This window comes from Pandoraea pnomenusa (assembly GCF_040391475.1).
In the GTDB taxonomy this organism is placed as follows: domain Bacteria; phylum Pseudomonadota; class Gammaproteobacteria; order Burkholderiales; family Burkholderiaceae; genus Pandoraea; species Pandoraea pnomenusa_C.
Map to the genome: position 1 here is coordinate 1 of NZ_JBEBXS010000029.1, position 23,277 is coordinate 23,277.

Annotated in this window: 23 protein-coding genes; 12 read left to right on the plus strand and 11 right to left on the minus strand. The window is 64.6% G+C overall.

What is annotated here, in order from left to right; all coding sequences use genetic code 11:
* From ABWO90_RS21930 to ABWO90_RS21960, 7 genes are all read right to left on the minus strand, one after another.
* Positions 1–316, minus strand: a 316-nt coding sequence (locus ABWO90_RS21930) for an NAD-dependent epimerase/dehydratase family protein (RefSeq protein ID WP_353193341.1), incomplete at its 3' end; no start/stop codon positions are given.
* 7 nt (positions 317–323) lie between these two features.
* Positions 324–1,244: a formyltransferase gene (locus ABWO90_RS21935; RefSeq protein WP_353193342.1), complete on the minus strand. Its 921-nt coding sequence runs from the start codon at positions 1,242–1,244 to the stop codon at positions 324–326.
* Positions 1,241–2,263, minus strand: coding sequence for a glycosyltransferase (locus ABWO90_RS21940; protein ID WP_353193343.1), 1,023 nt, complete (start codon positions 2,261–2,263; stop codon positions 1,241–1,243). The genes ABWO90_RS21935 and ABWO90_RS21940 overlap by 4 nt, the downstream gene beginning before the upstream one ends.
* Complete coding sequence (locus ABWO90_RS21945) at positions 2,260–3,426, minus strand: DegT/DnrJ/EryC1/StrS family aminotransferase (protein ID WP_353193344.1); 1,167 nt, start codon at positions 3,424–3,426, stop codon at positions 2,260–2,262. The genes ABWO90_RS21940 and ABWO90_RS21945 overlap by 4 nt, the downstream gene beginning before the upstream one ends.
* A gap of 87 nt (positions 3,427–3,513) precedes the next feature.
* Positions 3,514–3,885, minus strand: a complete 372-nt coding sequence (locus tag ABWO90_RS21950) for an SMR family transporter (RefSeq protein WP_353193345.1) — start codon at positions 3,883–3,885, stop codon at positions 3,514–3,516.
* 80 nt (positions 3,886–3,965) lie between these two features.
* Positions 3,966–5,687, minus strand: a complete 1,722-nt coding sequence (locus ABWO90_RS21955) for a glycosyltransferase family 39 protein (protein WP_502922679.1) — start codon at positions 5,685–5,687, stop codon at positions 3,966–3,968.
* 56 nt (positions 5,688–5,743) lie between these two features.
* Positions 5,744–6,130 (minus strand): Mth938-like domain-containing protein, encoded by a 387-nt coding sequence (locus ABWO90_RS21960; protein WP_353193346.1) that lies wholly within the window; start codon positions 6,128–6,130, stop codon positions 5,744–5,746.
* 332 nt (positions 6,131–6,462) lie between these two features.
* Between ABWO90_RS21960 and ABWO90_RS21965 the strand changes: the two genes are divergently transcribed.
* The 6 genes from ABWO90_RS21965 (at position 6,463) to moaE (ending at position 12,643) form a co-directional block, all read left to right on the plus strand.
* On the plus strand, positions 6,463–7,689 hold the full coding sequence (locus ABWO90_RS21965) for a pyridoxal phosphate-dependent aminotransferase (protein ID WP_353193347.1): 1,227 nt from the start codon (positions 6,463–6,465) through the stop codon (positions 7,687–7,689).
* A gap of 37 nt (positions 7,690–7,726) precedes the next feature.
* Positions 7,727–9,037 (plus strand): homoserine dehydrogenase, encoded by a 1,311-nt coding sequence (locus tag ABWO90_RS21970; RefSeq protein ID WP_353193348.1) that lies wholly within the window; start codon positions 7,727–7,729, stop codon positions 9,035–9,037.
* A gap of 86 nt (positions 9,038–9,123) precedes the next feature.
* A complete protein-coding gene (gene thrC / locus ABWO90_RS21975) occupies positions 9,124–10,590 on the plus strand; it encodes a threonine synthase (RefSeq protein WP_353193349.1) in 1,467 nt (488 codons plus the stop codon).
* Between the two features lie 36 nt (positions 10,591–10,626).
* Positions 10,627–11,847 (plus strand): molybdopterin molybdotransferase MoeA, encoded by a 1,221-nt coding sequence (locus ABWO90_RS21980; protein WP_353193350.1) that lies wholly within the window; start codon positions 10,627–10,629, stop codon positions 11,845–11,847.
* Positions 11,848–11,886: 39 nt separating this feature from the next.
* Positions 11,887–12,147 carry a molybdopterin converting factor subunit 1 gene (moaD, locus tag ABWO90_RS21985; protein ID WP_353193351.1) on the plus strand — a complete coding sequence of 87 codons (261 nt, stop codon included), beginning with the start codon at positions 11,887–11,889 and terminating at the stop codon, positions 12,145–12,147.
* Positions 12,148–12,172: 25 nt separating this feature from the next.
* Positions 12,173–12,643 carry a molybdopterin synthase catalytic subunit MoaE gene (gene moaE, locus ABWO90_RS21990; protein ID WP_353193352.1) on the plus strand — a complete coding sequence of 157 codons (471 nt, stop codon included), beginning with the start codon at positions 12,173–12,175 and terminating at the stop codon, positions 12,641–12,643.
* Between the two features lie 102 nt (positions 12,644–12,745).
* Here moaE and ABWO90_RS21995 read toward each other — a convergent pair whose 3' ends face one another.
* Positions 12,746–13,294 (minus strand): group III truncated hemoglobin, encoded by a 549-nt coding sequence (locus ABWO90_RS21995; RefSeq protein WP_502922678.1) that lies wholly within the window; start codon positions 13,292–13,294, stop codon positions 12,746–12,748.
* 222 nt (positions 13,295–13,516) lie between these two features.
* On the opposite strand from ABWO90_RS21995, the gene clpB reads away from it, so the two are divergent.
* The 4 genes from clpB to ABWO90_RS22015 all read left to right on the plus strand — a co-directional run bounded on the left by clpB (position 13,517) and on the right by ABWO90_RS22015 (position 19,034).
* Complete coding sequence (clpB, locus tag ABWO90_RS22000) at positions 13,517–16,144, plus strand: ATP-dependent chaperone ClpB (RefSeq protein WP_353193353.1); 2,628 nt, start codon at positions 13,517–13,519, stop codon at positions 16,142–16,144.
* A 242-nt stretch (positions 16,145–16,386) separates the two neighbouring features.
* The gene (locus ABWO90_RS22005; protein WP_353193354.1) at positions 16,387–17,043 is read left to right on the plus strand and encodes a DUF2306 domain-containing protein; all 657 of its coding nucleotides are present in this window, start codon (positions 16,387–16,389) and stop codon (positions 17,041–17,043) included.
* 11 nt (positions 17,044–17,054) lie between these two features.
* Positions 17,055–18,182 (plus strand): sensor histidine kinase, encoded by a 1,128-nt coding sequence (locus tag ABWO90_RS22010; RefSeq protein WP_353193355.1) that lies wholly within the window; start codon positions 17,055–17,057, stop codon positions 18,180–18,182.
* A gap of 18 nt (positions 18,183–18,200) precedes the next feature.
* Positions 18,201–19,034 (plus strand): LytR/AlgR family response regulator transcription factor, encoded by an 834-nt coding sequence (locus ABWO90_RS22015; RefSeq protein ID WP_353193356.1) that lies wholly within the window; start codon positions 18,201–18,203, stop codon positions 19,032–19,034.
* Here the strand turns inward: ABWO90_RS22015 and ABWO90_RS22020 are convergent.
* The gene (locus tag ABWO90_RS22020; RefSeq protein WP_353193357.1) at positions 18,997–19,890 is read right to left on the minus strand and encodes an AraC family transcriptional regulator; all 894 of its coding nucleotides are present in this window, start codon (positions 19,888–19,890) and stop codon (positions 18,997–18,999) included. The genes ABWO90_RS22015 and ABWO90_RS22020 overlap by 38 nt on opposite strands.
* 92 nt (positions 19,891–19,982) lie before the next feature.
* Between ABWO90_RS22020 and ABWO90_RS22025 the strand changes: the two genes are divergently transcribed.
* Complete coding sequence (locus tag ABWO90_RS22025) at positions 19,983–20,450, plus strand: gamma-glutamylcyclotransferase family protein (protein WP_353193386.1); 468 nt, start codon at positions 19,983–19,985, stop codon at positions 20,448–20,450.
* Here ABWO90_RS22025 and ABWO90_RS22030 read toward each other — a convergent pair.
* Entirely contained in the window at positions 20,444–21,253 is an 810-nt protein-coding gene (locus tag ABWO90_RS22030) for a queuosine precursor transporter (protein ID WP_353193358.1), read from the minus strand. The two genes, ABWO90_RS22025 and ABWO90_RS22030, sit on opposite strands and share 7 nt — an antisense overlap.
* Positions 21,250–22,170 carry a hypothetical protein gene (locus tag ABWO90_RS22035; protein ID WP_353193387.1) on the minus strand — a complete coding sequence of 307 codons (921 nt, stop codon included), beginning with the start codon at positions 22,168–22,170 and terminating at the stop codon, positions 21,250–21,252. The genes ABWO90_RS22030 and ABWO90_RS22035 overlap by 4 nt, the downstream gene beginning before the upstream one ends.
* Before the next feature lie 138 nt (positions 22,171–22,308).
* Here ABWO90_RS22035 and ABWO90_RS22040 point away from each other — a divergent pair, with 138 nt between their 5' ends.
* Positions 22,309–23,220, plus strand: coding sequence for a DMT family transporter (locus tag ABWO90_RS22040; protein WP_353193359.1), 912 nt, complete (start codon positions 22,309–22,311; stop codon positions 23,218–23,220).
* The last annotated feature ends 57 nt before the right edge of the window (positions 23,221–23,277 follow it).

Genomic DNA, 23,277 nt, shown 5'->3' on the forward strand with positions numbered 1-23,277 from the left:
CCGAACGCACGATCGGCAGGTTCGCCTCGAAGTCGAGTTCGAACACGCGCAGCGGGGCCTTCACGTAGGTGGCCGGCGTGGCGATGGCGACGAGCGGCAGAATCACATCGCACTTGCGAATGTGGTACTCGACCCATTCCTTGTTGATCGTGATGTCGCCTTCGAAGAAGTGCATGCGCTCATGGTTGACCAGATCGCCGAGGCGATCGGTGAGCATGTCCATGCCATAAACTTCCCAGTCGGTCGTCTCCAGGATGCGCTTCGACAGATGGTGGCCGATGAACCCGTTGACACCGAGAATCAGGACTTTTTTCATATTGCGGTCAGTGATTGAGCTGGGAAAACTGTGCCGGCGTGACAGACTCGCCGTCCAGCGTTAGTTCATGAATGACAATGGCATTTCCGTCGCCGCAAATGCCGAGGAGCGCATTATCCACTACTTGCAGTCCGCAGGGCAAACCTGCGGGCGCGGGCGAGCGCGACAGGCGGGCCTGTTCTACGACCCAGCGGCGGCCGGCGGCGTCGGTGAATGCACCCGGATAGGGCGGGGCGACAGCCCGAATCAGGTTGTAGACGGCCTGTGCCGGCTGTGTCCAGTCGATCCGGCCGTCTTCCGGCTTGCGTCCGCCGAAGTAACTGCCGGCGGCCAGGTCGTTGACATGACGCGGCGCAGTGCCGGCAATCAGGCCCGGCAAGCAGCGCCAGAGCGTCTGTTCGGCCGCGACGGTCACTTTCTCGAACACCATGCCTGCCGTGTCGTCCGGCAGGATCGGGACGACTGTCTGGTCGATGATCGCGCCGGCATCCGGCTTGAGCGCCATTTCGTGCAGGGTAGCGCCCGTTTCCGTTTCGCCTCGCAAAACCGCCCAATTGACCGGCACGCGACCACGGTACTTGGGCAGCAGCGAGCCGTGCATGTTGAACGCGCCTTTCGGGGCGATCTCCAGCACCGGCACCGGAATCATGTGGCGGTAGTAGAACGAGAAGATGTAATCGGGTGCGACCGCGCGAATGCGCTCGGCAAGCGCGGGATCGGCCGGATCGTCGGGCGTGATGACGGGGATGCCGTGCTCGGCGGCCACGCCGGCCACACTGCCGAACCAGATGTTCTCGTTCGGATTGTCCTGATGCGTCACCACGAGCGCGACGTCGACGCCGCGCGCGAGCAGCACCTGGAGGCAACGCACACCGACGTTGTGATAGGCGAAGACGACGGCCTTGGCCGTGGAGGCGCTGGTGCTCATGACGCGTGCGACCCCAGTTCGGTGGCGCCGGTCGCGCGGCTGGCGGACGCGGTATCGGCGCCGGGCTTGCCCGGGTTGCCGGACGTCTGGTCTTCCAGCACGGCCTGCACCAGATAGCGCGGACGCTGACGAACCTGTTGGTAAATACGGCCGATGTACTCGCCGAGCAGGCCCATGCCGAACAGGATCACGCCAAGCAGGCAGAACGTGACGGCGAAGAGGGTGAACACCCCCTGGACTTCCGAGCCGAACAGGAAGCGTCGCGCGATCAGCACGACGAACAGCAGGCCGGACGCCACGGACAACGTGATGCCCACGCCCGAGAGCCATTGCAGCGGCACTACCGAGAAGCCGGTGACGAGGTCGAAATTCAGACGAATCAGGCTATAGAGCGAGTACTTCGACTCGCCGGCAAAGCGTTCTTCGTGCGCGACGTCGACTTCGATCGGGTTTTGCGCGAACGTGAAGGCCAGCGCAGGAATGAACGTATTGATTTCGCGGCACTGATTGACGGTGTCGACGATATGGCGACTATAGCCGCGCAGCATGCAGCCCTGATCGGTCATGCGAATGCGCGTGATGCGCTCGCGCAGGCGGTTCATGGCGCGCGACGCATGGCGGCGGAACCACGTGTCCTGACGGTTCATGCGCACCGTGCCCACGTAGTCATGTCCGGCGGCGAGCTGTTCCACCAGCTTGCCGATCTCTTCGGGCGGGTTCTGCAGGTCGGCGTCGAGCGTGATGACCCACTCGCCACGCGTGTGCTCGAAGCCGGCAAGGATGGCCATGTGCTGGCCATAGTTGCCGTTGAACAGTACGACACGCGTCACATCGGGGCGCGCGCGGAACTGTTCGGCCAGGATGGCGGCCGAGCGGTCGCGGCTGCCGTCGTTGACGAACACCACTTCGTAAGTCACACCCAACTTGTCGAGTGCCGGGTACAGCCGGGCGAACAGGGCGGCGAGGCCGGCCTCTTCGTTATAAACCGGGATGACGACGGAGAGTTGTGGACAATTCATTTTTGATGATCAGCGCAAATGGCGTTAACGGCTTCGCAGACGCGCGCAACGTCGGCATTCGCCATGGCAGGGAAGAGCGGCAGCGTGAGAATGGCGCGGCCGAGACGTTCCGTATGCGGGAACTGCCCCTCATGGAAGCCGAGCGCACGGTACATTGTAAACAGATGGATGGCCGGGTAGTGCACACCGGTGCCGATGCCGCGGGCCTTGAGCTTCTCCATGAAGCCGGCGCGGTCGATCGTGAGCTTGTCCAGCGGCAGTTCGACCTGGAACATGTGCCAGTTCGAATTCGTGAAGTCGGCGCGCGGCAGGCCCATGCCCAGCGCCACGGCAGGACCGCCTGCAAACGTGTCGAAATACAGGCGGGCGAGCTCGGTGCGGCGGCGGTTGAATTCCGCCAGATGGGGCATCTGGCCCAGGCCCACGCGGGCGGCGACGTCCGTCAGGTTGTATTTGCCGCCGAGCACGTCGACATCCATGCCGTCGAAGCCGGTGCGTGTCACGCCCTGCAGACGGTACTTTTCCGCCAGACGCGCTTCGTCTTCGTTGTTGAAGACAAGGGCGCCACCCTCGATCGAGGTCAGATTCTTGTTGGCGTGGAAGCTGAACGACACCAGATCGCCGAAGGCCCCGATGCGCTTGCCACCCCACGTCGAGCCCATCGCCTGCGCAGCGTCTTCGATCACGCGCAGGTTGTGGCGGCGCGCAATGTCGTACAGCCGGTCCATGTCGAGCGGCAAGCCGGCGAGATAGACGGGGATGATCGCGCGCGTCTTGGGCGTGATCGCCTTTTCGAGCAGATCGAGATCGATATTGCGCGTGGCCGGGTCGACATCGACGAACACGGGCGTTGCGCCGACTTCCAGAATGACGTTGGACGTGGCGACCCACGACAGCGGCGTGGTGATGACTTCGTCACCGCCTTGCACGCCGGCGATGCGCAGGCCGATTTCGAGCGTGGCGGTGCCCGAGTTGAAGCATCGCACCGGACGATTGCCGAAATATTCGGACAGTGCCTTCTCGAAGGCCTGCACTTGCGGGCCCGAAGTGATCCAGCCGGAGCGCAACACTTCGGTCACGCCGGCAATGGTGGCGTCGTCGATGCTCGGGCGCGTGAACGGCAGGAACGGTTGGTTCGATTGGGAGGTTGCCGAGTCGCTCATGATGTAGGACAAAGCCTCAGGTAAGCATTGAACAGGGGCGGGCGCCGGGGGAGGCGTCTGCCGTCAGCCAACGACAGCCACGCAGTCTTAGCTGCGGGCCAGAATATAAACACCGACCAGAATGATGCCGATGGCCACGATTCGCTGCATCGACAGCGTTTCGCCGAAGAGGTACCACGCGGCGAACGCGTTCACGACGTAGCCGAGCGAGAGCATCGGATAGGCGATCGAGACCTCGACGCGCGAGAGGGCGAGAATCCACACGACCACACTGATCGCATAGCAGACGAGCCCGCCCATGATCGGCACCTGCGTGGCGAGCTTGATACCGATGGGCACGATATTGGCGCGAGTGAATTCCAGCGCACCGATGGCGTTCGCCCCGGCCTTGAGCAGCAACTGCGCGCAGGCGTTAAGCAGCACGCCCGTGAGAATAAGTGAAAACGTAGCGAGATTCATGGAACGTTTGTGAACGTTTGTGAATAATTATGGACGCGGTAAATTGGATGGCGCTTAGCGCCGTCTGTCGGCGCGGCGCGTTATTTTACGTCGTCTTCGGGCTGAGGCTTCGAGATCACGATCCGTCGCGCGTCACGGGCAATGATGCGCATCGGCAAATGTTCGGCTTCGAGCTTGTCGAACGTTCCCGGATCGACCAGCGCAAGGGCCTTGGGAGCGGCCCGCCATTGTACGTAGAACTCTTCCAGCGTTGGTACCCACTTTTGCGGTTCCTGCTTCACGCCGAACTCGAGCTCGTCCGGGTGCTGCACCATGATCATGGTGTGCCCGAGGTAGAACGGCATGGTGTGGTCGAGCACGTTCACCGAATAGAACGGCACATCCGGACCGAGCCGCGCCATCTCGGCCTTGATGGCCGGCACGAGCAGCACCCCTGAACTCTGGCGGCCGAAGACTTCGTGTCCCATGCCGCCCACGGTCACGAGCAGCAGCATGGCGCCGGAGAACGTCAGCAAGGCGCGCCGCACGCTGTGGCGCGCCAGCCGCCAGGCGATCAATGTCCCCACCAGGCCGAAACCCACGGCGAAGTACAGCCAGATCTGGAAGGCCTTGTAGAGCTCGTTCGGATTTCGCACGCTGCCCGCGCGTCCGACGAAGATGGCCACCATCACCAGCGCGGCAATGAAGAGGATCGCGTAGCCGGCCAGGTGCAGGCGCACCGTATCGCGCCGCAGTTGTGCCAGGTACAGGCCGAAGAGCAGGGCCATCGCCGGCGCAATCGGCAGGATGTACGAGATCAGCTTCGAGTGCGACGCGCTGAAGAACACGAAGATGAACACCGACCAGACCCACAGCATGAGTGCCGGGGCGAAACCATTGGGCTGGCGGGGCATGCGCAGCGTGGTGCGCACCGTGCCCGGCAGAACCGACAGCCAGGGCAGGAAGCCGACGATGAACACGGGCACGAAGTACCAGGGGGCGCCGTCGCGGTTGTGGCCCTCCATCGCAAAGCGGCGGAAGTGCTCGTTGATGAAGAAGAAATCGAAGAATTCCGGGTTGCGCATCTGTACGAGCACGAACCACGGCGCGGCGATGATCAGAAAGACGATCAGCCCGCTGCCCAGATACAGGCGCCGCCACAATGCCCAGTCGCGGGCCACCAGCGTGTAGAGCACGAGCACGGCGCCCGGCAGCACGATGCCGACGAGGCCCTTGCTCAGCACGGCCAGCGCCATCGCCGCCCAGCATAGCCACATCCAGCCGCGCACGGCGGGGCGGGCGAGGCCCGGGCGCTGCGCCAGCAGGAGTGCGCACAGCGACAGCCCCATGAAGAACGACAGGCCCATGTCGAGCACGTTGAAGTGCCCGAGCAGCGACCACAGCGGGGCGCCGGCCAGCGCGGCGGCCGAGAACAGGCCGACACGGGCGTTGAACACCCGCCGCCCGGTGTAGCCGACCATGAGCACGCCCGCAAAGCCGGTCAGCGCTGTCCACAGACGTGCCTGCCACTCGCCCAGCCCGAAGACGGCGAACGTGAGGGCATTCATCCAGGTTTGCAGCGGCGGCTTCTCGAAATACTTGTAGCCGTTGTAGCGCGGGGTGATCCAGTCCCCGGTCATCCACATTTCGCGCGCCATTTCGGCGTAGCGACCTTCGTCGCTTGCGATCAGGTGACGATAGTCGAGCGTGCCGAACCACACCAGCGCGAACGCCAGGAGCAGCAGCCAGAAGGCGGCGGGCGACAGGGGATAGGACGCGTGAGCGCCATCGGGTGTCGACAAGGGGGGAGGTGTGGGGGGCAAAGGGGTAGGCGTGAGCGGATCGGCGCCCGGCAAGCCGGAGGCGAGGACGCGGCGGCTCACTCAGCCGCCTCGGTTTCGATGAGCAGGGCCAGCACGACGCGGCGCCCCTCGCTCATCAGGATGTTGTAGGTCCGGCAGGCGGCCTGGCTGTCCATCGAGTCCACGCCGATGCGCGCGCTCGTGAGCGAGGTCGTCAGGCGGGGATGCGCGAAACGCAGGCGCCCGCCGCTGCCGAAGATCACGACTTCGGGGTCGAGTTCGCGCAGCATTTCGAAGTCGGTCGGACTGAGCGCGTCGAAGCGCGATACCGGCCAGCCTTGTATCTCGCCCTCGGGGGCAATGATCACGCTCTTGTCGTGACGAATCTTGTTGACTTCGACATAGCCCGGGCCGTAGCCGGTGACTGTGTTCAGTGCTTGCGACGGGTCTTGATGCAGTTTCACTATCGAAAGGTTCCCTACCCGGCGATTACCGAGTGGTGGATGAGCGTCGGCGGGGTGTGCAACGGGCGGGCATCTTGCCTCGCGTGGCGCAAACCGTCAATGATGCATTGCCGAACTCTGTCATAATTGGCTAAATTATAGCTTTTTGCCGTACGCAGCACGGCAAAACCGTTGCAGTGCGGCATTTGCCACGCCGAAACCGGGGAAAACGCGGTGTCCTGTGCGCTTCGCGCGCAGTGCCGTGGGGTCGCCGGAACCGTCGTGCGTCCCGCCTGTTCCGCCTGTTGCCGGCCCGACCGGCCCCTGCGTCGCCCGCCAAGACCACAACCGCCGTGAAACCGATCCTCAAATCGCAGAAATTGCAGAATGTCTGCTACGACATTCGTGGGCCCGTGCTCGAACATGCCAAGCGCATGGAAGACGAAGGGCATCGCATCATCAAGCTGAACATCGGCAATCTGGCGCCGTTCGGCTTCGAGCCGCCTGACGAGATCGTACAGGACATGATCCGCAACCTGCCGAACTCGGCCGGTTACTCGGATTCGCGGGGTGTCTTCGCGGCGCGCAAGGCGATCATGCACTACTGCCAGCAAAAGCGCATCAAGGACGTGCAGCTCGACGACATCTACCTCGGCAACGGGGCGTCCGAGCTGATCGTGATGGCCATGCAGGCGCTGCTCAACGACGGCGACGAAGTGCTCGTGCCCGCGCCCGACTACCCGCTCTGGACTGCGGCCGTGAGCCTCTCGGGCGGTACTCCGGTGCACTACGTCTGCGACGAGCAGGCCGACTGGCAGCCGGACCTGGCGGACATCCGCAAGAAGATCACGCCGAACACGCGCGCGATCGTCATCATCAACCCGAACAACCCGACCGGCGCGCTGTACTCCGACGAGCTCCTCAAGGACATCGTCGCCCTCGCGCGCGAGCACAAGCTCATCATCTACGCCGACGAGATCTACGACAAGATCATCTATGACGGCGCCGAGCATACGTCGATCGCCTCGTTGTCCGAGGACGTGCTGACCATCACCTTCAACGGCCTGTCCAAGAGCTACCGCGCGTGCGGCTACCGCGCCGGCTGGATGATCGTGTCCGGCGACAAGCGCCCGGCGCGCGACTACATCGAAGGGCTGAACATTCTGGCTTCGATGCGCCTGTGCCCGAATGTGCCGGGCCAGTACGCGATCCAGACGGCCCTGGGCGGTTACCAGAGCATCAAGGACCTGATCGTGCCGGGCGGACGCCTGTACGAGCAGCGCGAGATCGCGCACCGCATGCTCACCGCCATTCCCGGCGTGACGTGCGTGAAGCCGAAGGCGGCGCTGTACCTGTTCCCGCGTCTGGATCCGGCGATCTATCCCATCGCCAACGACCAGGATTTCATCCTCCAGTTGCTGCTCGAAGAGAAGGTCCTGCTGGTGCAGGGCAGCGGCTTCAACTGGATGCACCCCGACCATTTCCGCGTAGTGTTCCTGCCTCACGAGGGCGACCTGGAAGACGCCATCAGTCGCATTGCCCGCTTCCTTGACGGTTATCGCCGTCGCCACGGCAAGTGATGCGCGCCAACCGATTTCGACTTTTGAGTAAAACTGCATGAATCCGATCAAAGTGGGCCTCCTCGGCCTTGGCACGGTAGGCTTTGGCGCCTTCCAGGTACTGGCTCGCAACCAGGAAGAAATTCAACGTCGTGCCGGCCGGGGTATCGAGATTACGAAGATCGCGGTGCGCAACGTCGAACGCGCACGCGGCCTCGTGGGCGATGCGGCCGTCGTGACGGGCGACCCGTTCGAAGTGGTCAACGATCCGGCCATCGACGTGGTGGTCGAGACCATCGGCGGCTACGACCTCACGAAGGAGCTGGTCCTCAAGGCGATCGAGAACGGCAAGCATGTGGTCACCGCCAACAAGGCGCTGCTCGCCGTGTATGGCAACGAGATCTTCGCCGCCGCCCGCAAGGCCAACGTGATGGTTGCCTTCGAAGCGGCCGTCGCCGGTGGTATCCCCATCATCAAGGCGCTGCGCGAAGGCCTGACGGCCAACCGTATTCAGTGGATCGCCGGCATCATCAACGGCACCACCAACTTCATCCTGTCCGAGATGCGCGACAAGGGCATCGACTTCGACGTGGCGCTCGCCGACGCGCAGCGTCTGGGCTACGCCGAAGCCGATCCGACGTTCGACATCGAAGGCGTCGACGCCGCGCACAAGCTCACGCTCATGAGCGCCATCGCATTCGGCGTGCCGGTGCAGTTCGATCGCGCTTACATCGAAGGCATCACCAAGCTCTCGGCGCTCGACATCAAGTACGCGGAAGAACTCGGCTATCGCATCAAGCTGCTGGGCATCACGCGCCGTGCGGAAGCCGGCATCGAATTGCGCGTTCACCCGACGCTCATTCCGGCCAAGCGCCTGATCGCGAACGTGGAAGGCGCGATGAACGCCGTACTGGTGCAGGGCGATGCCGTGGGTGCCACGCTGTACTACGGCAAGGGCGCGGGCGCCGAGCCGACGGCTTCGGCCGTGGTCGCCGATATCGTGGACGTGACGCGTCTGCAGACGGCCGATCCGGAGCATCGCGTACCGCACCTGGCGTTCCAGCACGATGCACTGTCGAACACGCCGGTGTTGCCGATCGACGAAGTCACGACGAGCTACTACCTGCGCCTGCGCGTGGTCGACCGTGCCGGCGTGATGGCCGAACTCACGCGCATTCTCGCGGACCTCGACATCTCCATCGACGCGCTGCTGCAAAAGGAATCGCGCGAGGGTGAGCATCAGACCGACATCATCATCCTGACGCATCAGACCAAGGAAAAGCACATCAACTCGGCTATCGCGAAGATCGAAGCCATGGGGACGGTGCTCTCGAAGGTCACGCGCATCCGCATGGAGGCGCTGAGCTGAGCCAGCCGTGCAGCGCCCCCGGCGAACCCGCCGGTGAGGCGCGCAGGCGATCCGCTTCACGAACCCATCCGACAGGACACGACCCCATGAAATACATCTCCACGCGCGGCGCGGGCCTGACCTCGGGCGAGCCGCAATCGTTCTCCAGCATTCTGCTCGGTGGCCTGGCCCCGGACGGTGGCCTGTACCTGCCCACGGAATACCCGCAGGTGACGGCTGACGAATTGCGCGCCTGGCGCCAGTTGTCCTACGCCGAACTCGCCGCCAGCGTGCTGGCCAAGTTCGCGGGCGACATTCCGGCCGAGATCCTGGCGGACCTGACCAAGCGCACCTACACCGCCGAGGTGTATCGCAACGTGCGTCCGGGCGAGGACGCCGCCGAGATCACGCCGCTGCTGCCGCTCGGCGTCGAGAAAGACACGCAGCTTTCGTTGCTGGCCCTCTCGAACGGGCCGACGCTGGCGTTCAAGGACATGGCCATGCAGTTGCTCGGCAACCTGTTCGAATACGCCCTCGCGCAGCACGGCGACGCGCTGAACATTCTGGGCGCGACGTCGGGCGACACCGGCAGTGCGGCCGAATACGCCATGCGCGGCAAGGAAGGCATTCGCGTGTTCATGCTCTCGCCGGCCGGCAAGATGAGCGCGTTCCAGACCGCACAGATGTACAGCCTGCAAGACCCGAACATCTTCAACCTCGCGGTCGAAGGCGTGTTCGACGATGCGCAGGATATCGTCAAGGCGGTGTCGAACGACCACGCGTACAAGGCGCGCTACAAGATCGGCACCGTCAACTCGATCAACTGGGCGCGCGTCGTGGCGCAGGTTGTTTACTACTTCAAGGGCTACTTTGCCGCCACGGGCGGCAAGTCGGGCCAGGACGGCGAAGTGTCGTTCACGGTGCCCTCGGGCAACTTCGGCAACGTATGCGCAGGACACATCGCGCGCATGATGGGCCTGCCGATCCGCAAGCTGGTCGTGGCCACCAACGAGAACGACGTGCTCGACGAGTTCTTCCGCACCGGTCGCTACCGCGTGCGCAAGTCCGCGGAGACGTTCCACACGAGCAGCCCGAGCATGGATATTTCGAAGGCGTCGAACTTCGAGCGCTTCCTGTTCGACCTGCTGGGCCGCGATGCGAAGGCGACGGCCGATCTGCTGGCGAAGGTCGAGCGCGAAGGCGGCTTCGACCTGTCCGGCACCGAAGCCTTTGCCCGCGTGGCAGAGTTCGGTTTCGTCTCGGGCCGCAGCACGCACGACGACCGTGTCGCGACGATTCAGGACGTGGCCAAGCGCTATGACGTGGTCATCGATACCCACACGGCCGACGGCGTGAAGGTGGCGCGCGAGGCGCTGGAGCCGGGCGTGCCGATGGTGGTGCTCGAGACTGCGCAGCCGGCGAAGTTCGCGGAGACGATCCGTGAGGCGCTGCATCGCGAGCCGCCGCGTCCGGCCGGTTTCGAGCAACTCGAATCGCTGCCGCAGCGCTTCGAGACCGTGCCGAACGATGTCGCCCGTGTGAAGGCCTATATCGCCGAGCACACCGGCCTGTAAGCCGGGGTGCCCGGTTCTCTGACCTTACCTGCTGCCATGCTGAGTACTCAGGAAGCTCTCGACGCCGTACTGGGCGCCGCGCGTGCGCTCGACCAGCACGAAACCGTCGACACGCTCGCGGCCAACGGCCGTGTGCTGACGGCCGACGTGATCGCCACGCTCGACGTCCCGCCGATGGACACGAGCGCGATGGACGGCTATGCCGTGCGCCGCGCCGATCTGCGGGGCGACGAAACGGTGTTGCCCGTCTCCCAGCGCATTCCCGCCGGTCATGCGCCCGACCCGCTCGCCGCCGGCACGGCGGCACGCATCTTTACCGGTGCGCCGGTGCCTCCGGGCGCCGACGCCATCGTGATGCAGGAGCAATGCGAGGCGCGCGACGACGGCACGGTCGTCATTCGCCATACCCCGACCGAGGGCGAGTTCATCAATCGGCAGGGTGCCGATATTCGTCGTGACAGCGTGGTGCTGGCGGCGGGCACGCGCCTGCGCGCCCCGGCACTGGGGCTGGCGGCGTCGGTCGGCATCGCGAAGTTGCAGGTGGCGCGTCGGCTGCGTGTGGCGGTGTTTTTCACCGGCGACGAGCTCACCATGCCTGGCGAAACGTTGCGTGAGGGCAGCATCTACAACTCCAACCGGTTCGTGCTGCGCGGCCTGCTGGAGAACCTGGGCTGCCAGATGACCGATTACGGCATCGTCCCGGACAACCTGGCCGCCACGCGCGCGATTCTGCGCGACGCCGCACGGGCCAACGACCTGATCATTACGTCGGGCGGCGTGTCGGTGGGCGAGGAAGACCACGTCAAACCCGCCGTGGAAGCCGAGGGGCGTCTGAATCTTTGGCAGATCGCGCTCAAGCCGGGCAAGCCGCTGGCTTACGGCGAGGTGAATCGACCGAACGGCCAGAGCGGCGAGACCGCACACTTCATCGGCCTGCCGGGCAATCCGGTGTCGAGTTTCGTGACGTTCCTGCTGTTCGTGCGGCCGTTCATCCTGCGCTTGCAGGGCGCAGCGAACGTGACACCGCGCCGGATTGCCATGCGTGCCGACTTCACCCAGAAGAAGGCCGACCGTCGCAACGAATTCGTGCGTGCCCGGGTGAACGATCAGGGCGGTCTGGAAGCCTTCCCGAACCAGAGTTCGGCGGTGCTGACGTCGACCGTCTGGGGCGACGGCCTCATCGACAACCCGCCGGGCCATCGCATCGAGGCAGGGCAGACGGTGGCGTTCCTGCCGTTCTCCGACCTTCTATATTGAGAAACGGGTGCGTCGCCCGCGCGGCGCTCCGGCCAGACTATGCACATCGATCTCCGTTTTTTCGCCAGCGTCCGTGAGGCGCTCAACGTTGCCGAGGAACCGAACGTGGAAGTCCCCGACGGGATTGCTACGGTGGGAGACGTGCGCCAATGGCTGTGCACGCGTGGCCCGGTCTGGGCCGAGACGCTCGGCGCGCAGCGCGCGTTGCGCATGGCGCTGAACCACGAGATGGTGCCGGCCAGCAAGCGCCTGACCGAAGGCTGCGAAGTCGCGTTCTTCCCGCCCGTGACGGGCGGTTGAGCGAAGGCCCGACCGAGGAGACCCTATGCCGATCCGCGTACAGACCGAAGATTTCGACCTCTCGACGGAAATCCGCCAGTTGCGGGCGAACGACCTGCGCGTGGGCGCCATCGCCAGTTTCGTGGGCACCGTGCGCGACCTGAACGACGGCAAGGATGTCTCGCGCATGACCCTGGAGCACTATCCGGGCATGACGGAGAAGGCGCTGGAAGCCATCGTTGCGCAGGCTCGCGAGCGTTGGCGCCTGTTCGACGCGCTGGTGATCCACCGTTACGGCGAGCTGGGGCCGGGCGATCAGATCGTGCTGGTGGCTGTGACCTCGGCCCACCGGGGCGACGCATTCGCCGCGTGCGAGTTCATCATGGACTATCTGAAGACCGAAGCGCCGTTCTGGAAGAAGGAAGCGACGCCGCAGGGTGAGCGCTGGGTCGACGCCCGCGAGACCGATACGGCCGCGCGCGAGCGCTGGACGACCGGCGACGGTGCGTCGAAGTAGTCTTTAGACGTCTTTCGGCGTCAAATCCCTTGCATTTTCAGGAAACATTGGCGAATTTTCGATAAATTCGCCGATTTCTTTTGCCTGCTTCGCTGGGTGGCCTCAGTCGCGAGGCCGCGACGGTTTCGCCTGCTTCACGCTGTCGAGCAGCGCCCGTTGCGCCGGTGGCAGCGCGTATTCCCATCCGAACAGATTCAATTGGAGGCTCTCCGCGATCCGGATGGCCGGCTCGGCAAACGCGAATGCGGCCTGCGGTTCGAACAGCTTGTCCAACGTATCGAAGAACAGGGCGAGCCAGCGGCTGAAGTGCTCTCCGCTCAGGTGGCCGAAGGGCTGATGCGCCTGTGTCACATTGCCACGGTAGCGTTTGGCCCCGAGCACGATGCTGGCCCAGAACGACACCATTTTCTCCAGGTGCATGTCCCAGCGGCCTTCGAGCGCGTCGCGGAAGACAGGCCCGAGCAGGTCGTCGTCGCGAATGCGCCCATAGAACGTATGCACGAGCAGGCGCACGGCGTCTTCGTCGATGTCGGCGAGGCGCGTCGCGGGCCATTCGGTGAGGGATTGCGGCGAAACTTCCGCCAGCATGTCCCGCGATGCCCGTTCGGGCGACGTGGTTCCGGCCGACGTTGGCGTGTCAGGATGACTCATGGTGCGGCATGCTAAAAATAGCTATTATGAGCTTCAAACCCGGGCGTGTCCCACACGTTCCCAGCGGTTGTCCTGCGGCCCCGAATGCCTGCGCCGCAAGCCACGAATCCGGCCCTCGTCGGGCCTCGCGCGAAAAGTCAATCGTCGCGCTGTAATGCCCCTTGAAACCACAGGGGATTGTCCGCACATCCGATCCAGAATGATTTCTTACCGGAGCACTAGATGCGACAAGACAAATTCACCACGCAATTCCTGGAAGCGCTGGCTGATGCCCAAAGCATGGCAGTCGGTCGCGACCAGCAATACATCGAGCCGCTGCATCTCCTCGCCGCGCTGATCGCCCAACCCGAAGGCGCCGCGCGTTCGTTGCTGCAACGCGCCGGTGTGCAGGTCCAACCGCTGGCGCATGACCTCGAGACGGCCATCGCGAAGCTCCCGCAGGTGCAGGGCACCGACGGCAACGTGCAGGTCAGCCGCGAACTCGCGGGCCTGCTCAATCAGGCCGACAAGGAAGCGCAGAAGCATGGCGACAGCTATATCGCCAGCGAAATGTTCCTGCTGGCGCTTGCCGACGACAAGAGCGAGACGGGCAAGATCGCCCGCGCCCGAGGCCTCACGCGTAAAGCGCTCGAAGCGGCCATTGAAGGTGTGCGCGGCGGCCAGTCCGTCAACAGCCAGGACGCTGAAGGCCAGCGCGAAGCCCTCAAGAAATACACGCTCGATCTGACCGAACGCGCCGCGCTCGGCAAGCTCGATCCGGTGATCGGGCGCGACGACGAAATTCGCCGCACGATCCAGATCCTGCAACGCCGCACCAAGAACAACCCCGTGTTGATTGGTGAGCCGGGGGTGGGCAAGACCGCCATCGTGGAAGGTCTTGCGCAGCGTATCGTCAACGGCGAAGTGCCTGAGTCGCTCAAGAACAAGCGCGTGCTCGCGCTCGACATGGCCGGGCTGCTGGCCGGTGCGAAGTTCCGCGGCGAGTTCGAAGAGCGTCTGAAGAGCGTGCTCAACGACATTGCCAAGGACGAAGGTCGCACCATCCTGTTCATCGACGAGATTCACACGATGGTCGGTGCGGGCAAGGCCGAAGGGGCGATGGACGCGGGCAACATGCTCAAGCCGGCGCTCGCGCGCGGCGAGCTGCATTGCATCGGCGCGACCACGCTCGACGAATATCGCAAGTACATCGAGAAGGATGCCGCGCTGGAGCGCCGCTTCCAGAAGGTGCTCGTCGACGAGCCGAGCGTCGAGGCGACCATCGCCATCCTGCGTGGCTTGCAGGAAAAGTACGAACTGCACCACGGCGTGGAGATCACCGACCCGGCGATTGTGGCGGCGGCGGAACTCAGCCAGCGCTACATCACCGATCGCTTCCTGCCGGACAAGGCCATCGACCTGATCGATGAAGCCGCGTCGAAGATCAAGATGGAAATCGACTCGAAGCCGGAAGTGATGGACAAGCTCGACCGTCGTCTGATCCAGTTGAAGATCGAGCGCGAAGCCGTCAAGAAGGAAACCGACGAAGCGTCGCAGAAACGCCTGGCACTGATCGAGGAAGAGATCTCGCGTCTGGAGCGCGAGTATGCCGACCTCGAGGAAGTCTGGACGGCCGAAAAAGCCGCCGTGCAGGGCAGCGCACAGGTCAAGGAAGAGATCGACCGCGTACGTGCCGAGATCGCGAAGCTGCAACGCGAAGGCAAGCTCGACAAGGTGGCGGAGTTGCAATACGGCAAGCTGCCGCAACTCGAAGCCCAGTTGAAGGATGCCGACGCGGCCGAAGCGGCCGGTCAGCAGGCGCATCCGCGCTTGTTGCGCACGCAGGTGGGCACGGAAGAGATCGCCGAAGTCGTCTCGCGAGCCACGGGGATTCCGGTCTCGAAGATGATGCAGGGCGAGCGCGAGAAGCTGCTCAACATGGAAGCCAAGCTGCACGAGCGTGTGGTGGGGCAGGACGAGGCGATTACCGCCGTGGCCGACGCCATCCGCCGTTCGCGTGCGGGCCTGTCCGATCCGAACCGTCCGTATGGTTCGTTCCTGTTCCTCGGGCCGACCGGTGTGGGCAAGACCGAGCTGTGCAAGGCGCTCGCGATGTTCCTGTTCGACTCGGAAGAGCATCTCATCCGCATCGACATGAGCGAGTTCATGGAGAAGCACAGCGTGGCGCGTCTGATCGGCGCGCCTCCGGGCTACGTCGGCTATGAGGAAGGCGGTTATCTGACCGAAGCCGTGCGCCGCAAGCCGTATAGCGTGATCCTGCTCGACGAAGTCGAGAAGGCGCACCCGGATGTGTTCAACGTACTGCTGCAAGTGCTCGACGACGGTCGCATGACCGACGGGCAGGGGCGCACCGTGGACTTCAAGAACACGGTGATCGTGATGACGTCGAACCTCGGGTCGTCGATGATCCAGTCGATGGTCGGCGAGCCGCAGGACCGGATCAAGGACGCCGTGTGGTCGGAGATCAAGGAGCATTTCCGTCCGGAATTCCTGAACCGGATCGACGAAGTCGTGGTGTTCCACGGGCTCGATCAGAAGCACATCGAGTCGATTGCCACGATCCAGATCGAGATCCTGCGTCAGCGTCTGGCCAAGCTCGACATGTATCTCGAGGTCACCAAGGCGGCGCTCGGCCATGTGGCGCGCGAGGGCTTCGATCCGATCTACGGCGCGCGTCCGCTCAAGCGGGCCATCCAGCAGGAGATCGAAAACCCGGTCGCCAAGCTGGTGCTGGCAGGCAAGTTCGGGCCGAAGGACACGATCCCGGTCGACTGGCGCAACGGACGCTTCACCTTCGAGGGCGAATCGGCCCAGCAGGTGAGCAAGGAGACCCAGGCGGCGGCCGAGTAAGGATGTGGACGCCGGTGACTGACCCGGGTGGTCGGTCCCCGGTGGCCAGGTCCGACACACGGATCGCGCTGCCGTAGCCGTTCCGGCATCCCCGATCCCCGCGTTTCGAGAGGAACGCGGGGATTTTTTTCGTCGTGTCACAATCGTCGGCGACAATGCGCGACCGCCGCCGGTCGGCGGTGTGCGCGGGGCCGGCGCGCTGACGCACACACCGCTCGCGCCGGACGGCGACCGTTCACGCAGTGCCCACGCCGTTCGTCGCAAGCCGGCTGCGCGCGGCGCGGCAGGTTTTTATCGTAACGCCATGCTTCCATCACGGAGAGGACGTCATGGCGACGATAGTGGCAGTGCATTTGGCCGCAGCATTGGCGGCGGTCGGGCTCGGCATCGGGATTCTGTTCATGCGGCGGGGCACGCCGCGACACCGGTGGCTGGGCCGCGTGTGGGTGGCGGCAATGGCGGTGACCGCCGTCTCCAGCTTCGGTATTCGCGAGCTTGGTGGCGGACATCTGTCGTGGCTGCATGCGCTCTCGGCCTACGTGCTGGTCAGTCTGGTGCTGGCCGTTCTGGCGATCCGGCGGCGACAGGTGAGCCGGCATCGGCGGCTCATGCTGGGTCTGTATGCAGGGCTGGTCATCGCCGGGGCGGCGGCCGTGGCGGTACCCGGACGCACGCTCAGCGATGCGCTCGCGCAAGTGTGGCACCATGACGCCAGACAGGCGTTGGCCGATAACGATTACGACAACCGCCACGACAGGGCCAGCCGCGAAGCGAACGAAAAATTCAGCAAAACAGACAGCGACCGAGGTAGCGACACACCGGGCGATAAGCCAGCTGGCGCACGAGAACAAATGCGAAGGGCACTGCTCGTCATGGCTGGCGGGGAAGGCGCACGATAATGACGTCGACGATGAGACAACCCCAATCCGTTGAAACCGTGCAGACGGCGCCGGTCAAGGCGACGCGCGGCCTGTGGCAGACATTCTGGCGCGAGCTCGTCGGAATCCTGCTGTTCAACACGGCGATTGCGCTCGGCCTGTGGTTCATCGGTTTCGGCGGCACCTTCGTGCAGAACCTCGTGTTCAGCCAATGCATCGGCATCTCGATCACCGTGCTGGTGGACGGCGGGCGCCGCGCGATCTGGCGCGATGGCGCGCCGCCGATGCTCCCGTTTCTCCTGCTCGTGGCGTTCGGCTGTACCGCCGGGCTCGCCGGGGGCATCGCGATCGGGACGGCGTTGCTGGGGCTACCGATGTCGATGTGGCGTCCCGTCGGCGGACACTCGATGTCGATCGTGCTGATCATCGCGCTGGTCGCGACCGCGGCCGGAACGTATCACGGCTGGTCGCGCGCACGACTCTCGCAGTTGCGCGAGGCAGCAGCACAGCAGGCGCTGCGTGAAGCTTCGGTCGAGCGCCAGCTCGTGCGCTCCCAATTGCAGACGCTGCAAGCGCAACTGGAGCCGCACTTCCTGTTCAACGTGCTGGCCAATCTCGATTCGCTCATCGTCAGCGACCCGGCACGCGCGCGCAGCTTGCTCGGGCACCTCAACAAATTCCTGCGGGCCTCGCTGGCAGCTACGCGAGCCGACGTCACCACGCTGGCCGACGAATTCGCGTTGCTCGACGCACTGCTGGCCATTCAGCAGGTGCGCTTTGGCGAACGGCTGCGATATGCCTTCGATTTACCGGCGGACTGCCGCGATGTGGGTGTGCCGCCGATGCTGGTCCAGCCGCTGGTCGAAAACGCCGTCAAGCACGGCGTCGAACCGCTGACCGAGGGGGCCGCCGTCGACATTCGCGCATGGCGCGAGACGTCAGCCCAAGGGGCGTCGCATGTGGTGATCCGCGTGGCCGACGACGGGGCAGGCTTTGCCACCGATGCGGGCGCCGACGGGGTCGGTCTGACGAATATCCGGGAGCGCCTGCGGGTGCTCTATGGCGACGCCGCGCGCCTCACGCTCGCCGAGGGCGTGCCGCACGGTGTCGTTGCCACGTTGCGTTTGCCGGTCCAACGCACGAGCGGCACAGGTTTCTAGTCCCAGAGAGTGGAGTGCATGACATCCCCCGTCGCCTTGATCGCCGAAGACGAACCCTTGCTCGCCGATGCGCTGCGCACCATGCTTGCGCAGACATGGCCGGCGTTGCATGTGCTGCCCGTGGCACCGGACGGCACCTCGGCGATCGCCGCCATCGCACAACATCAACCGGATGTCGTCTTTCTCGACATCGCCATGCCGGGCGCGACGGGGCTCGAAGTGGCACGCGCCTGCACACGGCTCGCCCGCCCGCCGCAGATCGTGTTCGTCACCGCTTTCGACCGGTTCGCGCTCGATGCCTTCGAGGCGGCCGCGGTCGACTACCTGCTCAAGCCGGTGGAGCCCGAGCGTCTCGCACGCACCGTGGCGCGTGTGCGTGAGCGGCTGCGCTCGCCGGACGGGGACACGTTATCCACGCTGTTGGCGACCTTGCGTGAGCGCCTGGATGGCGTGCCGACACCGGAGAAGGGGGAGCGTGCACCGTCTGCCGACGTGGCGAACGGCCACGCACCGACCGACTCGCGCGACTACCTGCGTTTCGTGCGTGCGTCGGTGAAAGACGAGATCCGGATCGTGCCGGTGGAGGAAGTCTGCTTTTTCGAGGCGGCGGACAAGTACGTCGTGGTCGCGACCGTCGACGGCGATCTGCTCATCCGGACCAGCTTGCGCGAACTGCTGCCGCAACTCGATCCGTCACGCTTCTGGCAGGTGCATCGCAGCACCGTGGTCAACGTGGCGGAAGTCGTGAGCGCACAGCACACCCCGCTCGGGCGCCTCACCCTCAAGCTCAAGCGCCGCAAGGATCGCGTGGCGGTCAGTCGTCAGTACGCTCACCTGTTCCGACAGATGTAGCGTCGGGGGCCGTGGCGAAGAACTCGCTCGGCGTGCGCCCGAACGTCCGCTTGAACATTGCGGAAAACGCGCTTTGACTTCGATAACCCAGCTCCCGGGCGATGCGCGCGAGCGGATACCCCTTAGAGGCAAGCGGAATCGCCTGCGCCAGCACGACCTGCTGTCGCCATTGCACGAAACTCATGTTGAGTTCCTGACGGAACAGTCGGCCGATCGTCCGCGGGCTGGCGCCCGCGTAACGCGCCCACTGGTCGAGCGTCCATGCGCGTGCCGGGTCGGCCAGCATGGCGTTGCACAGCGTCAGCAGGCGCTTGTCGCGCGGGAGGGGCACCACCAGCGGCAGCGGCGAGGCGCGTCGCAATTCGTCGAGGATCAGGCTGCCGAGCAACTGCTCGCGTGCGGCGTCGAGCATCGGTTCGGGCACGTCGATGGCGGCGATCAACTCACGCAGCAGCGGCGAGACTTCCACGACCCGGCACTGATCAAGCCCGGAGGGGATGACATCCGGATGCACGTAGAGCGTGCGCAGGTACGACGGTTCATTGACCTGCAGACTGTGCTCGACGTCCGGCGGAATCCAGATCGCGCGCGAGGGCGGTACGATCCAGGCCGCGTTCGAGACGGCAATCTGGATGACACCCCGTGGCGTGTACGCGACCTGCGCCCACGCATGCCGATGGCTGGGCACGACGATACCGTTGTGCAACGGCCTTGCACGCAGGCGCACCGGACGCTCGCGCGACGGCGTGAACGTGTCGGGGACGACGTAGCTTTCGAACTTGCTCTGCGTGGCGGGCGACGGCTCGGGGCGCATCGACTCGGAGGAAGCGGACGGATCGGGCACAGGATTCGTCATGAAGGGAAGCGCGACAATTGGGATTTTTGTAAGTGTAAACTCGTTACCTGTCACTTTCGATCCGGATGCCCGCAATGACGACCGCCGCCCAGATGCTGCCCGACGCAAACGACCCCTTGACTCACCTCGACGCGCCGGTCCACGTGTTCGTCTACGGAACGTTACGTGCGGGCGAGATCAACGACATGATGCGAGCGGCGGCGCGCCACGGTCTGGCGGCGCCTGCCTATGTGGGGACGTCGACGTTGGGCGGGCGACTGTATGACTTCGGCAGCTATCCGGGCATGGTGCTCGATGCGGCGTCGTCGGTGACGGGCGACGTCTATCGCATTCCGGCGGCGCTGATTCCCGTGCTCGACGAAATCGAGGCGGTCTATCCGGGCGAGGCCGGCCTGTTCGTGCGTGAGATGCACGACGTGTTTTGCGAGGGCGCGACATACGCATGCATCATCTATCCCGTTGACGCCTCGGCCGTCGGCCAGTTGCCGCAAATTCCGGGTGGGGACTGGGTCAGCTACCGCCGCGCCCGGGATTCGAGCGAAGCGCTACCGACTCATTGACCCACCGAAGGCGGCACCTTCGCCAGTGCCGGTGAAGACACGCGGAATCCGAAGGGATTCAGCGAGGTGCCAACGTCGAAGTGGTCGATGCCGTCGACCCGCTTGAGCGAGCGGGCAAGGGCGACGGTGAGGGGAAGCAGCAACCACTGCAAGACACATTTGAAGACGAATTCGAGCCCGGCCATACGTGCCATCGCGTCGATATCCAGCACGTAGGCAAACGCCACCCCAACGAAAACGACGGTGTCCAGCAGCGCGGCAAGTGCGCTGCCGGCGAAGAAGCGCAGGCTGGGCAGCCTGCCTCGCATGACCACCTTCATGCGCGAGAGCGTGGCGGCGTTGGCGAACTCCCCCACGAGACAGGCCGATACCGATGCCAGAAACATGTGAGCGATGGATTCGAACCAGTGGCGCTGCACATCGTCCGTGAACCCGGTTTGCGCGGCCCATGCGGCGTCCGTCGGCAACATGGCCGTCAACCACAGGAACGCGAGCATGACCAGATTGGCGCCCAGCCCGCTCCAGATCACGACGCGACTGATGCGGTAGCCATACACCTCCGTGAGCACGGACGAGAACAGATACGCGAACGGAAAGCTGACCAGCGCGGCGGAAAAGGTGAGGCGAAACGGTTCTCCGCCGACGGTCCACGGCAACGTCACTTCGCACACGCGTGCGCCCAGGGCGTTCGAAATCAGGAGAAAGCTGACGAAGCCGATCGCGAGCACGATCACGGACGGGGTGATGTGAGTGGCTTGTCGGGAAAGTGGGGCGACGGGCAAGGCAGTGGCGGTATCGGTCATTGACGAATGGTGCGCAGGTTGGAGATGGCGACGGCGTGCGTCGAGCGAACGGGATTGATGTCGAGCCCATGGCGCCGCGTGAAGCGCGCGCCGACGGCCAGCCGGGTCGGCGAGCATCGCGTGAGGATATCGGAGAACAGCGTCTCGACACACTGCTCGATGTACATCGTGCTATCGCGAAACGACAGGACGTACGCCATGAGCGAGCGTCGGCAAATGGGCGTGCCGACGTAATCGAACCAGACCGTGCCAAAGTCGACGCCGCCGCTGAGCGGACATCGCACGCTGAGCAAATCCGATGTCAGGCATTCGCGGACATGCGCTGACGCCAACGCGTCGGCTTCCCGCCGATGGCGCAAGAGATCGGCCCGCACGCCGCCGCGTTGGACACCCACCGGTTCGGTGTCCAGCGTGTCCGCGCCAGGGCCACACTCGGTGGTGGTTCGCACGGCCTGTCGTACCGGCGTCGTGCGCACGAGAACGTACGCTTGCAGTTGTCGGGACAAGTCGCCGGCGATGTGCGCCTCAAGCGCTTCGGGCGACTCGAATCGATGCTCGCGCAAAGCCAGGAAATAGCGTTGCGCGTCTGCCATCTCCAGGGTGTACGGGGAATCGCAGGGAATCACCAACTCGACGACGGCGATCTGCGGGCGCTCCTGCATGTTCAGCCAACTGACTTCGTAGTCGTTCCACAAGTCGTAGCCGCGTGGCGCGATGGGCGAGGAAGCGCCGGGCATCCGGCGAGGTTGGAGCCGAATTCGCGGGATGGGGTGAAGGAGGACCGGAGGGCACAGGCCGTGCGATTCGCGATTTGTCATGTCGTAGGAAGGCTCGGAAGTGTCGGTTCGAAACCATATCCCGTGGCGTTTGCGCCATTCAATACGACGATTCCGAAAAACGGCTGGGGAATTCACCATTCGGCCTGGGGGGGGCAGAGGACACGGGCCTGCGGGGACGCCGCCATGTCCGATTATGACCAGCAAGTCCGGCGACGATGTGGGACGATGCAGCCGTTCCCATCCTCATGGACGGCCTGCCGCGCCGTCTGATCGACCATGCGTTCGTCCGACATCGCTCGTTTGTTGACGCTCTCCGCCATCTGGGGCGCGAGCTTTCTTTTCATGCGTATCATCGTGCCCGCGCTCGGGCCGCTGCCCACGGCATTCTTCCGCGTGGCGCTGGGGGCCATCGGTCTGGCGGTGATCCTGCTCGCGCTGCGCGTGCGCTGGGAGTTCAAGGGGCTGCTGGGGGCGTCGATGCTGCTCGGCGTCATCAATTCCGGCATTCCGTTCGTCATGTATTGCCTGGCGGCGCGTGTACTGCCCGCCGGCTACTCGGCCATTCTCAATGCGACCACGCCGCTCATGGGGGTGGTGATCGGCGCCTTGTTCTTCCGTGACCGCCTGACAGGCGCCAAGGCGCTCGGTGTGGTGGTCGGGCTGGCGGGCGTGGCGGTGCTCACGCGTACCGGACCGGTGACGATGTCGGGGCCGGTCGTGATGGGCGCGCTGGCGTGTCTGGTTGCCACGTCCTGTTACGGTCTCGCCGGTTATCTGACCAAGCGATGGATTACCGAGCGTGGCGGTCTCGACGCGAAACTCGTCGCCTTCGGCAGCCAACTCGGCGCGACCATCGTGCTGCTACCGTTCTTCGGCTATGTTGCGTCGACCTCGGGAATGCCGGGGCCTGCCACGGGTGGCGTCTGGGCCGCCGTGATCGCGCTCGGGTTCCTGTGCAGCGCCATCGCCTACATGTTGTATTTCCGCCTGATCGCCGACCTCGGGCCGCTGCGCTCGCTGACGGTCACCTTTCTCATTCCGCCGTTCGGCGTGCTCTGGGGGGCATTGTTCCTTAACGAAGCCGTGACGCTCGCGCATCTGGTCGGTGGGTGCTTTATCGCACTGGCCGTCTGGCTGGTGTGCAAGCCGCCCAAGGCGGCAGCAGCGGCGCAGCGCGTGACTTCGTAACGACACTCGGGCCATTGCGTGCCCGATCGAGCGATACCCATCGTGGCCGGTAACGAT

Excerpts from the sequence above, each read along its gene's own strand:
- moaD (WP_353193351.1), top strand. The coding sequence starts at position 11,887 with ATGCACATCGATCTCCGTTTTTTCGCCAGCGTCCGTGAGGCGCTCAAC.
- moaE (WP_353193352.1), top strand. The coding sequence starts at position 12,173 with ATGCCGATCCGCGTACAGACCGAAGATTTCGACCTCTCGACGGAAATC.
- clpB (WP_353193353.1), top strand. The coding sequence starts at position 13,517 with ATGCGACAAGACAAATTCACCACGCAATTCCTGGAAGCGCTGGCTGAT.
- ABWO90_RS21940 (WP_353193343.1), bottom strand. The coding sequence starts at position 2,263 with ATGAATTGTCCACAACTCTCCGTCGTCATCCCGGTTTATAACGAAGAG.
- ABWO90_RS22025 (WP_353193386.1), top strand. The coding sequence starts at position 19,983 with ATGCTGCCCGACGCAAACGACCCCTTGACTCACCTCGACGCGCCGGTC.
- thrC (WP_353193349.1), top strand. The coding sequence starts at position 9,124 with ATGAAATACATCTCCACGCGCGGCGCGGGCCTGACCTCGGGCGAGCCG.
- ABWO90_RS22035 (WP_353193387.1), bottom strand. The coding sequence starts at position 22,170 with ATGGTGAATTCCCCAGCCGTTTTTCGGAATCGTCGTATTGAATGGCGC.
- ABWO90_RS21935 (WP_353193342.1), bottom strand. The coding sequence starts at position 1,244 with ATGAGCACCAGCGCCTCCACGGCCAAGGCCGTCGTCTTCGCCTATCAC.
- ABWO90_RS21950 (WP_353193345.1), bottom strand. The coding sequence starts at position 3,885 with ATGAATCTCGCTACGTTTTCACTTATTCTCACGGGCGTGCTGCTTAAC.
- ABWO90_RS21945 (WP_353193344.1), bottom strand. The coding sequence starts at position 3,426 with ATGAGCGACTCGGCAACCTCCCAATCGAACCAACCGTTCCTGCCGTTC.
- ABWO90_RS21980 (WP_353193350.1), top strand. The coding sequence starts at position 10,627 with ATGCTGAGTACTCAGGAAGCTCTCGACGCCGTACTGGGCGCCGCGCGT.
- ABWO90_RS22010 (WP_353193355.1), top strand. The coding sequence starts at position 17,055 with ATGAGACAACCCCAATCCGTTGAAACCGTGCAGACGGCGCCGGTCAAG.
- ABWO90_RS22015 (WP_353193356.1), top strand. The coding sequence starts at position 18,201 with ATGACATCCCCCGTCGCCTTGATCGCCGAAGACGAACCCTTGCTCGCC.
- ABWO90_RS22020 (WP_353193357.1), bottom strand. The coding sequence starts at position 19,890 with ATGACGAATCCTGTGCCCGATCCGTCCGCTTCCTCCGAGTCGATGCGC.
- ABWO90_RS21970 (WP_353193348.1), top strand. The coding sequence starts at position 7,727 with ATGAATCCGATCAAAGTGGGCCTCCTCGGCCTTGGCACGGTAGGCTTT.
- ABWO90_RS21995 (WP_502922678.1), bottom strand. The coding sequence starts at position 13,294 with ATGAGTCATCCTGACACGCCAACGTCGGCCGGAACCACGTCGCCCGAA.
- ABWO90_RS22040 (WP_353193359.1), top strand. The coding sequence starts at position 22,309 with ATGCGTTCGTCCGACATCGCTCGTTTGTTGACGCTCTCCGCCATCTGG.
- ABWO90_RS22030 (WP_353193358.1), bottom strand. The coding sequence starts at position 21,253 with ATGACCGATACCGCCACTGCCTTGCCCGTCGCCCCACTTTCCCGACAA.